The organism is Pedobacter sp. PF22-3, from assembly GCF_026239555.1.
Classification (GTDB): domain Bacteria; phylum Bacteroidota; class Bacteroidia; order Sphingobacteriales; family Sphingobacteriaceae; genus Pedobacter.
On sequence record NZ_JAPIVP010000010.1, the window covers coordinates 150,522 to 164,703 of the forward strand.

Genomic DNA, 14,182 nt, shown 5'->3' on the forward strand with positions numbered 1-14,182 from the left:
AAACCCCAGCAAAATTGCCGGGGTTTTGTGTTTTCTCTCCTGTCTCGGAAGACTAAATTTAGAAAATTTTTAATGTATATGCAAATATTACAGAATAAAATTTCAATAAAGGCAAAAATTTAATATGCAAACATAAGATTATTATAACTTTCGCAAACTTTTATTTTGAGGGTAATTTATTGCACAAGCTTTCGCTTTCAAAATTTAAAGTTTCATATGTTTTCATAATAGCATATAACTCTTAATAAAGCACCAATTAACAACTAGCTGCGCGCACATCATTAAAAAACAGGAGTAGTTTAATTTTGCAATTTAATAATACCTAAGAATTACTGTTGTACTAATAACCTTAATTTAAACTAAAAAGCCCCCACTAGGTGGAGGCTTAGAATTCCGATAAATCGGAATACACAGTATATTTTTTAAACGGTTTCTTCTGAAACAAATTTTGCAGATGCAAAATCGCGGTTCATACGTGCAATGTTTTCTAAAGAGATTCCTTTAGGGCATTCGGCCTCACAGGCACCAGTATTGGTACAATTACCAAAACCTTCCGCATCCATTTGCGCAACCATGCTCTGTACCCTGCGGTAACGCTCTGGCTGGCCTTGTGGCAATAGTGCCAACTGAGAGATTTTAGCAGATACAAATAACATTGCCGAAGCATTTTTACAGGTTGCCACACAAGCACCGCAACCAATACAAGCTGCGGCTTCGAAAGCTGCATCTGCCTGCATTTTAGGGATTGGCAGGTTGTTCGCATCTTGTGCATTACCTGTGTTTACCGAAATAAAACCACCAGCAGCAATAACCCTATCAAATGCAGAACGATCTACAGTTAAATCTTTTACTACCGGAAAAGCTGCAGCTCTCCATGGCTCAACAACTATGGTATCGCCATCTTTGAAAGAGCGCATGTGCAACTGGCAGGTAGTTACCAAGTCTTTTGGTCCGTGTGGACGGCCGTTGATAAACATCGAGCACATTCCGCAGATTCCTTCGCGGCAATCGTGATCGAATACAACCGGCTCTTCACCTTTGTTAATTAATTGCTCGTTTAATACATCGAACATCTCTAAGAAAGACATATCCGGTGAAATATCGGCCAATTTATAATCTACCAAAGCACCTTTGGTATTGTTATTTTTTTGACGCCAAACTTTTAGCGTTAAGTTCATATTTCCTGTACTCATGATATTGAGATTTTAGGTAAGCGGGTTGCGCTTGGCGTTTGGCGATTACACGCTTTACGCTTAACGCTATACGCATCACTATTTATAACTTCTTTGTGCAACTTTAATATTTTCAAACTTCAATTCTTCTTTGTGAAGTTCGAAGTTTACACCTTCTTTAAATTCCCAGGCGGCAACGTAAGCATAGTTCTCATCATCACGTAATGCTTCACCTTCTTCTGTCTGATACTCTTCGCGGAAGTGACCACCACAACTTTCGTTACGGTTTAAGGCATCAATGCACATCAACTCGCCCAGTTCGATAAAATCAGCTACGCGCCCTGCTTTTTCCAGTTCAGGATTAAGCTCATTAACAGCTCCAGGTACACGAACATCGCTCCAGAATTCAGCACGTAAGGCCCTGATTTCCTGAATGGCTTCATTTAAACCTTTTTCGTTACGGGCCATACCGCATTTCTCCCACATAATGTGGCCTAAACGTTTATGGAAATGATCTACCGACTTGGTTCCTTTAATATTGACCAAAGTATTTAAAATACCTACAGCTCTGGATTCAGCTTCTACGAACGCAGGGTGATCGGTAGGAATTGCTTTTACCGAAATTTCTTTTGATAGATAAGCGCCAATAGTGTAAGGTAGCACGAAGTAACCATCAGCCAAGCCTTGCATTAAAGCTGATGCACCTAAACGGTTAGCACCGTGATCTGAGAAGTTAGCTTCACCAGTGCAATATAATCCCGGTACAGAGGTCATCAGGTTATAATCAACCCACAAACCACCCATGGTGTAGTGAACCGCTGGATAAATACGCATTGGCGTTTCGTAAGGGTTCTCGCCAGTAATCTGCGCATACATATCAAACAGGTTACCATATTTTTCCTTGATCACTGCAGTACCTAAACGCATGCAGGTTTCTTTATCCGGATTGTGGTTACCCGCTTTAGCAGCTTCGATTTTACCGTAACGTTCGGTATTGGCTTTAAAGTCTAAGTAAACAGCAAGTTTAGATGCTCCAACACCATAACCTGCATCACAACGCTCTTTCGCAGCACGTGAAGCCACATCACGGGGAACCAGGTTACCAAAAGCAGGATAACGGCGTTCTAAGTAATAATCTCTTTCATCTTCAGGAATTTCTGAAGCTTTACGGTTATCATCTTTCTTTTTAGGCACCCAAATCCGTCCATCGTTACGCAACGATTCAGACATCAGGGTTAATTTAGATTGATGATCGCCAGAAACCGGAATACAGGTTGGGTGAATCTGCGTATAGCAAGGGTTTGCAAAATAAGCACCTTGTTTGTGCGCTTTCCAGGCTGCCGTTACATTACTTCCCATCGCATTGGTAGAAAGATAGAATACGTTACCGTAACCACCTGTTCCTAATACTACCGCATGACCAAAGTGACGCTCGATTTCTCCTGTAATTAAGTTACGGGCAATAATACCACGTGCTTTGCCATCAATTTTAACAACCTCAAGCATTTCGTGGCGGGTATACATTTCTACTTTACCCATACCAATCTGGCGTTCTAAAGCAGAATATGCACCTAATAATAATTGCTGACCGGTTTGACCTGCAGCATAGAAAGTGCGTTGAACCTGTGTACCACCAAATGAACGGTTATCTAACAAACCACCGTATTCGCGTGCCAAAGGCACACCCTGAGCCACACACTGATCTATAATATTGGCGCTTACTTCAGCCAAACGATGCACATTGGCTTCGCGGGCACGGTAATCGCCACCTTTAATCGTATCGTAGAAAAGGCGATAAACACTATCACCATCATTCTGATAGTTTTTTGCTGCGTTAATACCACCCTGAGCAGCAATGGAGTGTGCTCTACGTGGTGAATCCTGGAAACAAAAACATTTTACTTTGTAACCCATCTCAGCTAAAGTAGCCGCTGCCGAAGCACCTGCTAAACCTGAACCTACAATGATTACTTCAATAGTTCTTTTGTTCGATGGGTTAACCAAAGGCACAGAAGACTTATATTTTGTCCATTTACTGGTTAATTCGCCTTCTGGAATATTTGAATTAATATCTGACATATCTTTTGTGCTAAAAATTATTGAATAAGACCGAAATAAACTGCAATCGGCATGGCCGCGAAAAGGATCGAAATAATGATCGAATACCAAACGCCAGCTCCTTTAATTAGACCGTTATATTTTGAGTGGTTCCATCCTAATGTCTGGAATGCTGAAGCAAAACCATGCAATAAGTGGTAGCATAAAGAAAACATAGCCAGAATATACACAGCAACCCTTGCCGGATCCTGAAATTTTTCTTTCATTACCGCATAAAGATCTTCATGTCCGTTGGCATCAACTGTTGGAATGCCTGTAAAACGGGAAACTACCCAAAAATCTTTCAGGTGAACCACCAAAAAGATTAGCAAAAGCGTACCTAGCAAGCCCATAGAACGGCTGTACCATTTACTGTTTGCCTTACCATCGTTTACAGCATACTTAACCGGGCGCGCTTTCTGATTTTCCAAGGTTAAACGTAAGGCCTGAAAAATATGTGCAAGCAAACCAATAAATAACACAATCTCGCCAGCCCGGATAATCCAGTTGGTGGCCATAAAATGTGCGCCTACGTTAAATGTTAAGCCACCGTCGTTAATAAAAATTAAAGCATTAATACCACAGTGTACAATTAAAAAAAGTATCAGGAACAAACCTGTAATACCCATGATGAATTTCTTCCCTATTGATGAAGAAAATGCATTTCCGAAACCACTCATTTGATTAGGATTTATATCTAAATTTCTTGCAAAAGTATCTAATTATGAGTTTAATTTATAAACGATTATGACAAAACAGCGATAAAACATTTATTTAGAAACATTCTAAAGCATATTCGTAATTAATCGAAAGAATATGCGATTATTTAGTGTTTCGATTATCAATTTCAAGTTGCAGTATGGTGTTAAATAAAAGTTTTTGACTATTTAGAGATTAAGGTCATTAAGTTTAGATTGTAGAGATGATGATTTAAAAATAACAATTGTGTTCTTAATGATAAAAAACCTGATAACCTAAGTTCAATTAATATTTTTATGTTGTGATCAATTTTTGCCTCTTTTCCTAACGCGATCGTCTTGCTGAACTTGTTTCAGCATCCTTCCTGTCAGATAGACCCTGAAATAAATTACCTTCGTTGAGCTCGCTTAAGGCTCGGTTTACTACGTAGCTTTCCGCTGCGCTACAGGTCAGGGTGACAACTTGAGTTGAAAATATTTACTGAAGATCTTTAAAGACGCATTATTAATCAAATTCGGGTTGATAATAAGAATACTTAACTTATCAAAAATAAATGGCATAAAAAAAGTCCCGATTTGCATCGGGACTTTTTACGATTTATGTATTCGAGTTTTCTTAAGCTACTTTAACATTTACCGCGTTTAGGCCTTTTCTACCTTCTTCTACATCGTAGTTTACGGTATCATTCTCGCGAATGTTGTCGATTAAGCCTGAAGCATGAACAAAAATTTCGGCATCGCCATTAGATGGAGTAATGAATCCGAAACCTTTAGTTTCATTAAAAAATTTTACTGTTCCTTGTTGCATTGTATTGTATTTTAATTTTACCAAAGATATGGTTAAATACCTATAAATCAATTTTTTATTTTTTTTATTAAATAATTTATGTTAAATACATTGTCTATATGCCCTTTAAGGCCTTTTTAAGGCCAAATTTAATTTATCAATTATTGTAGTATTACCTGGTTTCACCTAGAAATACTTTCAAAATAGGATTAGCCCATTCACTTTTCTGCGTAAAAAACAAACTTATTGCAAAAGTAAACTTCCGCAATTAAAGCCTACGTTAGCTATAAACAAGACTTTCGTACTGCTCATCATTCACCGTCACATTTTCGGTAATTTTTACAACTAATCTTTCATTACCCCTATCACTATAGCTTAGAATAAGCAAATCACCAACGATTTCATGTAAAATTAACTTTGGGCTGGTATAAGTGATGGAAACGACGTGCGCTGCTTTATTTAACAGATCAGAAGCATAAATATGCAATTCGGCACAATCAAAAAGGATCGGATGATCCTCAAGATCATTTAAAACAGGTATTTTATATTCTAACGCTGCAATGCTGTTCATTACCGAATACTGAAGTTTCTGATGTAGCGTAATGGCCTTTTCATTGGCCTGTTGCATCTGAGAAAAAGTATGCAGGCGCTGATCTAAGCTGTATATTTTTGATCTTTTTTGAAATTCTTTATAAGTATCATGAAATATCCGTCTTTCAAACTCTGTTCTGCTCATGAAATTGAAATATTGTTTTACACTCAGGTTAATACTAGCTAAAGCCATAACATTCGGTTTTTGTTGCTGATTCCAATATGGAAAAATAAAAGTTAATTGCTACCGGTAAAGGTTGTTGATCAATCAGTAATAGCGAAACTAAATCTTGATTATGAAAAACGGATGAATATTGTTTTGCGTATAAGAAAGGGGGCTGATCAAATAAGATTTAAGGTATTTTAACAAATAACCTTTTCGCTACTCAGATCTATTGTCAATCCTGAACACAGTAAAGAATCTCCGCCCATAAAATACGGAACCTAACATTCAGTATAATAAACTCTCCGTGTTCTTCTGTGTTCATCCGTGGCAAAAAATAACGCGATGAGATTATCCCGATTCATTTTTTTAAAAACAGTTTAATTTCTGGCAGGTTATTACTACACAAAACATGTATAACTAAAATCATTACCGATATGGAAACGAGAAACAACCATGCATTAATCCAAACCTTACTGGATTGTGCGCTAGCTTGTGAACACTGTGCATCATCTTGCTTAAAGGAAGAAGATATCAAAATGATGATTGATTGTATTAAACTCGATAGAGATTGTGCAGATATTTGTACGCAAGCAGCGAGACTGTTACAGAGAGATTCAGTTATAGGGCATCAATATTTGCTGTTGTGCGAAGAAATATGCAGGCTTTGTGCGGCTGAGTGTAGCAAGCATGATCACGAACACTGCAGACAATGCGCGGTGGCTTGTGAAGAATGTGCAGCGGCCTGCCACGCTAACCACGAACCTATCAAACAGGACTAAATAAAAAAGGCTTCCCAAATTAAATTGTGAAGCCTTTTAAACTATTTATTACAATCAATTACTGGGCAGGGAAACTGTAATTATATGAACCTTGCTCACTTACACCAGAAATACTTACCATATTGTTTCTGCCTAAAGGCAATGCTTTTTGAACATCAGCCACAGAATTTACGGGTTGTCCATTCACTTTGGTGATAATTAAACCTTTTTCTACCCCAATATTGTCGAAAGCTTTACCAGTGGTAACCGATGTTACAACCACACCACTGTTAATGCCATATTTCGATTTTTGCGCTTGAGTAGCAGGAACAAAGGTTGCGCCTAGTTTCGAAACTTCCAGGCTTTTACCTGCAGCATTTTTAGCGGTAAGTCCAACGCTCGCTTCTCCTTTTAAAGTTACGGTATAATCTTTAAGTGCACCATCTCTTAACACGGTTAATTTAACTTTATCGCCAGGATTTAAACGGCCTACTCTTTCCTGAAGATCAGGCGAATCGTTAATCACTACTCCATCAACTTTTTTAATGACGTCACCTGCTTTAATGCCCGCCGCCGCAGCACCGCCGCCAGCTACTACATCATTAACGTATAAACCACTTATTTCGTTGGTTTTAATGCCTTCAGGTTTATCTTCACCACTTAACGGCACAAAGTTTACACCAATATAACCACGTTTAACAGAACCATACTTCATAAAATCGTCTACAATTTTACGGGCAAGGTTAACTGGAATAGCAAATCCATATCCTTGGTTATACCCGCTCTGAGATGCGATTGCTGAGTTGATACCTACCAATTCGCCATTAGCATTTACGAGGGCACCGCCGCTGTTACCAGGGTTAATGGCAGCATCTGTTTGGATAAATGATTCGATACTGGTATTTGCCGGACGATCTGGTCTTTTACCAGTTCGTTGGTATTCGCGATATTCCTCTTCTGTTATTTCATTGCCTTGTTGCTCACGGCCAATTATACCAATACTACGGTTTTTTGCACTTACAATACCAGCTGTTACAGTTGTATTTAAATCTAACGGAAAACCAACAGCCAATACCCATTCTCCAACCTGAACATTATCCGAATTACCCATTTTTACTACAGGTAAACCAGTCGCATTTACTTTAATTAATGCTAAATCTGTATTTGGGTCGCGGCCAATTACTTTTGCTTCAACCTTACGTCTATCTGTTAAAACCACTTCAACTTTCTCCGCATTTTCTACTACGTGGTTGTTGGTTACGATATAACCATCCTGACTGATAATTACACCGGAACCTGACGCAGCCCTTGGCTGACGCTGCATCTGGCGGCCACCGCCGCCGAAGAAATCTTCCATCATATCAAAAGGAGAAGAAGAACCCTGGCCTTTCGATGCCGCGTAAGTTGTTTTAATGTGAACCACACCCGGCGCAACTGCTGCTGCAGCCTGTGTAAAATCTGTAGCACCTGCTGATGATACTTTTAGTGGATTATTGGCAAAATACAAATTCTGTTTTTCAGTAATGGTACTGCCTGTTTGGTTACGCTCAAATAATTTGTAACCTCCAATTGCTGCTGCCCCACCTATAAAAGCAGCTAACACGGTAATTCCTAATATTTTTTTCATGTGTATGTATTTTGTTTTCTAAAGCCATGATTATTATAAGCTAATCTGCTAGCAAATGGTTTAGCTCATAATATTCATTTATTAAATGTTCTTATTTGCGGGAGCGTTTTTCATTTTGATTTAAGCAGGATGCTCCAGCAGTTTTTATCTGCTCAAATTTTCTTTAGTAAGTTTATTCAAATTTAATACCATATAAACGATATTTGTATCCTCAAAGCACTTAGTTTTGTGTTAAAAAATGTTAAATTAAAAAACACAATCCGCTTATTACCTTTTGCAACTCAAATATTGCATTAAAAAATGAAGCTTTAATGAAAATTAATTTTTATAAATACCAGGGCGCAGGCAACGATTTCATTTTAATAGACCACACTACCAGTCCGTTAAAAAATATTGACAGTCAATTAGTTGAACAACTATGCCACAGAAGATTTGGCATTGGCGCCGATGGATTAATGTTTATCACTAAGCATAAGGATTATGATTTTGAAATGCATTATTTTAATGCCGATGGCAAACCTGGCAGCATGTGTGGAAATGGTGGCAGATGCATCGTGGCCTTTGCCAAACAGCTAGGCATTATCGACCGCGAAACAAACTTTTTGGCAGTAGATGGGCCACATTATGCCAGAATTTCAGAAAATGGAGAATGGGTCGATTTACAAATGATTGATGTTGGAACCATTACCAAGGACGGTGAAGCATATGTATTGAATACCGGTTCGCCACATTACGTTGCACTACAAAGTGATCTAAAAGATTTTGACGTTTTCACCAAAGGAAAAGACATCCGTTATAATGCAATATATGCAGAAAAGGGTATAAATGTAAACTTTGTTGAAGATAAAGGCGATCATTTATTTGTACGTACTTATGAGCGCGGTGTTGAAGATGAAACATATGCTTGCGGCACTGGTGTAACTGCGGTTGCAATGGCCATTGCCAAACATAAAAACCAAATGGGTCATATTAAAACCGACATTAAGGTTTTGGGTGGCGATATTAAAATAGAATTCGATTACGACGGCAAAACATTTACCAATGTATTTTTATGCGGTCCAGCGAAATTGGTTTTCGAAGGAGAAGTGGAATAAGCAAACTCATTTGACAACCTTATCATAAAGGGTATCTACATCTGCTATATTTTGTTGGTACCTTTTAACAATAATTGATTTAACATTTTTCATCTTTAGTAAATTCCAGCGTTCACGCTTATAAAAAGAGTAGTAAGCTTTTGGATAGAAATCAACATTTTCGACCAGCGTCATTTTTTTAAATTGCAGTTGTACAGGATCAAAAACCATAACACTGTCCCATTTATTTTTGGTAAAGCGGTATTGGTAGTCGAGCCTTGAAGGGTAAGAGATCACCACAATCGAATCAACATTTTCACTGGCTGATTGATAATGGTAATAGTGAGGTGAGCCAGGCATTAAGCAGCTGGAATTAAACACCATAACCACTAACAGCAAAAGATATTTCATATCATAAAGTTAAGAAAAACTATGATTGTCGCCCATTGAGTAGTAGTGTAAAATATACACTCCATATATGGCCAACTGCTTGAAATAAACAACAGTCTGCTTCAATAATCCCAAACCAGAAGTGCCAATTTAACAGCATTTAACAACTGTCTCAAGATATTTACAAGTATTGCTTTGAGAGGAAAAAACCCTTTAAAACGCTTGTAAGCAATATTTTAATCCTATTTAAGCGGCCTTTAATCCCTAAAATAAATCAATCGATTGATTAAATGACAGAACTTGGACAGATTTATTTTTGGTTAGGCGCTATTTTTGGACAATAATTTCGGAGTTGAAGTCCTAAATTTTGGCGACACTCTTCATTCCGGAAATTCAAATTTATACACACACAGAAATAGTACATGAGAAAAGTAACAACTCTCTTTTTTAGCGTGAGCATGGGTATGCTTTTAGCATCCTGCGGAAACAATGATGATGCTAAAAAAGCAGCAGCCGCAGCAGCAGCTGGTCCACAAGCCTACCCGGTTTTTACCGTAAACACACAAAATACCACTTTAGATTCTGATTATCCAGCAACCATTGAAGGTATTCAAAATATAGACATCCGCCCAAAAGTTGACGGCTTTATCGAAAAGATTTTTGTAGATGAAGGTGCTGTGGTTAAAAAAGGCCAGTTGCTCTTCACCATCAATGCACCTCAGTATGAACAACAGGTACGAACTGCAAGAGCGGCCATTAGTAGTGCAGAAGCAGATGTTAATGCTGCCCAGTTAACGGTAAATAAAACCAGGCCATTGGTAGAAAAAGACATCATCAGTAAATACGATCTGGATGCTGCCCAGTTAACATTGCAAAGCAGAAAAGCAGCATTGGCACAGGCAAAGGCCGAATTGGTAAATGCACAGGTTAATTTAGGTTATACCGCTGTTAAAAGCCCGGTTGACGGTGTAGTTGGCAGCATTCCTTTCAGAAATGGAAGTTTGGTAAGCAGTACCAGTACGCAGCCATTAACAACAGTTTCTAACACATCAAAGGTTTATGCTTACTTCTCTTTAAATGAGAAACAACTGCTGGATTTTTCTAGAAACTATAAAGGAAATACTTTGGCTCAACAAATGAAAAACATCCCGGCAGTAAGTTTGGTACTTGCGGATGGAACGGTTTACGCACAAAATGGTAAAATCGAATCCATCAACGGACAGATTAATACGAGCACGGGTTCTGCGAGTTTAAGGGCTACATTCCCTAACCCTACTTCTTTATTAAAAAACGGGGCCAGTGCTTCTGTAAGGGTTCCTCAACACATTGAAAATGCTATTTTAATCCCTCAAAAATCAACAATCGATTTACAGGGCAAAAAATTCGTTTATGTTTTAGGCGATTCTGCGAAAGTAATTAACACTGAAATTGAGATCATGGATCTGGCCAAAGGCAAGTTCTATGTAGTAACTAAAGGCCTTAAAAGCGGAGATAAAGTTGTTTTAGAGGGCTTCCAATCGTTAAAAGATGGAACGAAAATCAAACCAGAGGAAAAAAGTGCCGATTCAGTATATGCTGAGATCAAAAAATAACAATATCATGTTGCTTATCACACTATTATAGTGTAATCAATATTAATTATGTTTAAGAAATTTATAGAAAGACCGGTTTTATCAACGGTTATATCCATCATCATCGTTATACTTGGTGTTTTAGGTCTAGCTACGTTGCCGGTTTCGCAATATCCTGAAATTGCCCCGCCAACGGTGCAGGTTTCTACCTCATACCAGGGTGCCAATGCCGATGTGGTGATGAATAGTGTGGTTGTTCCGCTGGAAGAGCAGATCAATGGTGTGGAAGACATGACTTATATGACTTCCAGTGCCAGTAACGATGGTTCTGCAACCATCACAGTAAATTTTAAACTGGGTACCAATCCCGATCTTGCCGCGGTAAACGTACAGAACAGGGTGGCACGTGCGACCAGTTTATTACCTGCAGAGGTAACCAAATCGGGTGTAATTACAGCAAAAAGACAAGCGAGTAATGTATTGATCTTTGGTTTATATAGTGACGATCCTTCTTACGATCAGAAGTTTTTGCAGAATTATGCCAACATCAACATCATCCCACAGATTAAAAGGATCAATGGCGTTGGTGATGCAAGTGCATTCGGAACGTTGGATTACACCATGCGAATCTGGTTAAAACCTGATGTGATGGCGACTTATGGTCTGGTGCCAAACGACATTAGCGTAGCTCTTGCCGATCAGAACGTGGAGGCCGCCCCTGGTCAGTTTGGAGAACTTGGTAATCAGGCATTTCAGTACACTTTAAAATATACTGGTAGGTTAAAAGATGAGGCACAGTTTGGCAATATTATTATCCGAACTACTGATAATGGCCAGGTTCTTCGTTTAAAAGATATTGCAAGAATTGAATTAGGTGCGCAAAGTTATGCCAGTTCGGTTAAATTTAACGGAAAACAGGCTTTAGGTATTGCGATTAACCAAACTGCAGGTTCAAATGCAAAAGAGGTAATCGAAAACTCTATCAAAACCCTTGATGAAGCTCAAAAATCTTTTCCAAAAGGGGTACATTACTCTACTTTGGTTAACGTAAACGACTTTTTGGATGCATCGATTGAAAAAGTACTTCATACCTTAATCGAAGCATTTATTTTAGTGTTCCTGGTGGTGTTTATCTTCTTGCAGGATTTCCGGTCAACCTTGATTCCGGCGATTAGCGTACCGGTGGCCATTATTGGAACATTCTTTTTCCTGAGTTTATTTGGATTTACCATTAACCTGCTCACTTTGTTCGCCCTGGTGCTTGCTATTGGTATTGTGGTAGATGATGCTATTGTGGTAGTAGAAGCTGTACATGCCAAACTGGATGAAGGTTATACAGACGCCAAAAAAGCAACTATTGATGCCATGGATGACATTAGCGGAGCGATTATTTCGATCACTCTGGTAATGGCTGCTGTATTTATCCCGGTGAGTTTTATCTCCGGATCTTCTGGTGTGTTTTACAAACAATTTGGTTTAACATTGGCCATTTCGATCATTCTATCAGCCATTAACGCCTTAACTTTAAGTCCGGCATTATGTGCTTTATTCTTAAAACCGCACAAAGAAGAACACCAAAAATCTAAAAACTTTTTACAGCGTTTCTACGATGCTTTTAACACATCTTTCGATGCTGTAACCGGAAAATATAAAAAATCGGTAAGCTTTCTTTCCAGAAAAAAATGGATCGTGGGTTTAGTTATTGCCTTTTTCGCTGTCCTACTGGTCTGGACAATGAATACTACGCCAAAAGGTTTCGTACCAAACGAGGATTTGGGAACCATTATGAGCGATATCTCTTTACCAGCAGGAACTTCACAAGAGGAAACCAATATTGTAATTGCAAAGATTGATAGCATTGCGCACAAAATACCTGAAATTAAAAATACTTTAAGGGTTGTAGGCCGAAGTATGATCAGTGGTTCAGGTAGTTCTTACGGGATGGTAATTTCGCGTTTAACCCCATGGGATGAACGTAAAGGCCGTGATGTAAAGGCAATTATTGGAGAACTGTTTGCAAAAACAGCAGGCATTAAAGGTGCTAAAATTATTTTCTTTGCGCCGCCTACTATCCAGGGTTTTGGTACCAGCGGTGGTTTCGAATTTCAGCTACAGGATAAAACCGGCGGAGACATTAAAAAATTCAATGAAATTGGAAATGCATTTTTAGCAGCATTAAGTAAACGTCCTGAAATCCAATATGCTTCTACCTCTTTTAACCCAAATTTCCCACAATATCAGATTGATGTAAATGTGGCAAAGGTTAAACAGGCTGGCCTGAATGTTAGTGATGTATTGGGTGTAATGCAAGGTTATTATGGTGGTGTTTATGCTTCAAATTTCAACAAATTTGGTAAACAGTTTAGGGTAATGTACCAGGCAGATGCGCAATATCGTGCCAATGAGCAAACTTTAACCCGCATTTTTGTTAGAACCACTTCAGGGCAAATGGCTCCGGTATCAGAGTTTATAACTTTGACCAAAGTATATGGACCACAAGCCATTTCGCGTTTCAACTTGTTTACTTCAATTTCGGTAACGGGTAATCCAAATGCTGGCTATAGCTCGGGGGATGCCTTAAAGGCTGTTCAGGAAGAGGCAGCTAAAAATCTTCCGGCAGGATATGGCTACGAATTTTCAGGTTTATCACGTGAAGAAATGGCAGGCGGAAGTCAAACAGTATTTATCTTTTTACTTTGCGTAATCTTTGTTTATTTCTTGCTTGCCGCACAGTACGAAAGTTATATTTTACCATTAGCCGTTTTATTCTCGTTACCAGTTGGTTTGGCAGGTGTATTCGTTTTCGACAAAATTTTTAGTGTGGATAATAATATTTATACGCAGATTACGCTAATCATGCTTGTTGGACTACTCGCCAAAAATGCCATTTTGATTGTAGAATATGCGGTAGATAGAAGAAGAAAAGGTATGAGTATAGCCAATGCGGCTATTGATGGTGCAACAGCACGTTTACGCCCGATTTTGATGACCTCATTCGCCTTTATTCTCGGTTTATTACCGCTAATGCTATCATCAGGTGTTGGTGCAGCAGGTAATACCTCAATTGGTACAGGAGCTGTAGGTGGTATGTTGATCGGAACAATTTTCGGGGTTTTCGTAATTCCTGCGCTTTTTATCATATTTCAATCCTTACAGGAGCGCATCAGCAATAAATCACCTTTTAACGAAGGTGTTGACCATGAACAAACGCCAGAGGAATATGAATTGGCTACTGTGAATAGCAAACATTAA

The 14,182-nt window shown here is 38.6% G+C and carries 10 protein-coding genes; 3 read left to right on the forward strand and 7 right to left on the reverse strand.

The annotated features are described in order from the left end of the window. Positions 1–422: 422 nt before the first annotated feature. The 6 genes from OQX63_RS14460 to OQX63_RS14485 all read right to left on the reverse strand — a co-directional run bounded on the left by OQX63_RS14460 (position 423) and on the right by OQX63_RS14485 (position 7,896). On the reverse strand, positions 423–1,193 hold the full coding sequence (locus tag OQX63_RS14460; RefSeq protein WP_205059332.1) for a succinate dehydrogenase/fumarate reductase iron-sulfur subunit: 771 nt from the start codon (positions 1,191–1,193) through the stop codon (positions 423–425). A gap of 78 nt (positions 1,194–1,271) precedes the next feature. Continuing rightward, entirely contained in the window at positions 1,272–3,251 is a 1,980-nt protein-coding gene (locus tag OQX63_RS14465; RefSeq protein ID WP_265851563.1) for a fumarate reductase/succinate dehydrogenase flavoprotein subunit, read from the reverse strand. Between the two features lie 17 nt (positions 3,252–3,268). Beyond that, entirely contained in the window at positions 3,269–3,949 is a 681-nt protein-coding gene (locus OQX63_RS14470) for a succinate dehydrogenase cytochrome b subunit (protein ID WP_265851564.1), read from the reverse strand. A gap of 634 nt (positions 3,950–4,583) precedes the next feature. Continuing rightward, positions 4,584–4,775: a cold-shock protein gene (locus OQX63_RS14475; RefSeq protein ID WP_010599638.1), complete on the reverse strand. Its 192-nt coding sequence runs from the start codon at positions 4,773–4,775 to the stop codon at positions 4,584–4,586. Positions 4,776–5,034: 259 nt separating this feature from the next. Continuing rightward, positions 5,035–5,538: a hypothetical protein gene (locus tag OQX63_RS14480; protein ID WP_265851565.1), complete on the reverse strand. Its 504-nt coding sequence runs from the start codon at positions 5,536–5,538 to the stop codon at positions 5,035–5,037. A gap of 810 nt (positions 5,539–6,348) precedes the next feature. Next, entirely contained in the window at positions 6,349–7,896 is a 1,548-nt protein-coding gene (locus OQX63_RS14485; RefSeq protein ID WP_265851566.1) for a trypsin-like peptidase domain-containing protein, read from the reverse strand. A gap of 311 nt (positions 7,897–8,207) precedes the next feature. Between OQX63_RS14485 and dapF the strand changes: the two genes are divergently transcribed. Then, positions 8,208–8,990: a diaminopimelate epimerase gene (gene dapF / locus OQX63_RS14490; RefSeq protein WP_265851567.1), complete on the forward strand. Its 783-nt coding sequence runs from the start codon at positions 8,208–8,210 to the stop codon at positions 8,988–8,990. Between the two features lie 6 nt (positions 8,991–8,996). Here dapF and OQX63_RS14495 read toward each other — a convergent pair whose 3' ends face one another. After that, positions 8,997–9,380: a hypothetical protein gene (locus tag OQX63_RS14495; protein ID WP_265851568.1), complete on the reverse strand. Its 384-nt coding sequence runs from the start codon at positions 9,378–9,380 to the stop codon at positions 8,997–8,999. Between the two features lie 401 nt (positions 9,381–9,781). On the opposite strand from OQX63_RS14495, the gene OQX63_RS14500 reads away from it, so the two are divergent. Beyond that, positions 9,782–10,951 carry an efflux RND transporter periplasmic adaptor subunit gene (locus OQX63_RS14500; protein ID WP_265851569.1) on the forward strand — a complete coding sequence of 390 codons (1,170 nt, stop codon included), beginning with the start codon at positions 9,782–9,784 and terminating at the stop codon, positions 10,949–10,951. A gap of 48 nt (positions 10,952–10,999) precedes the next feature. Continuing rightward, a complete protein-coding gene (locus OQX63_RS14505) occupies positions 11,000–14,182 on the forward strand; it encodes an efflux RND transporter permease subunit (RefSeq protein WP_265851570.1) in 3,183 nt (1,060 codons plus the stop codon).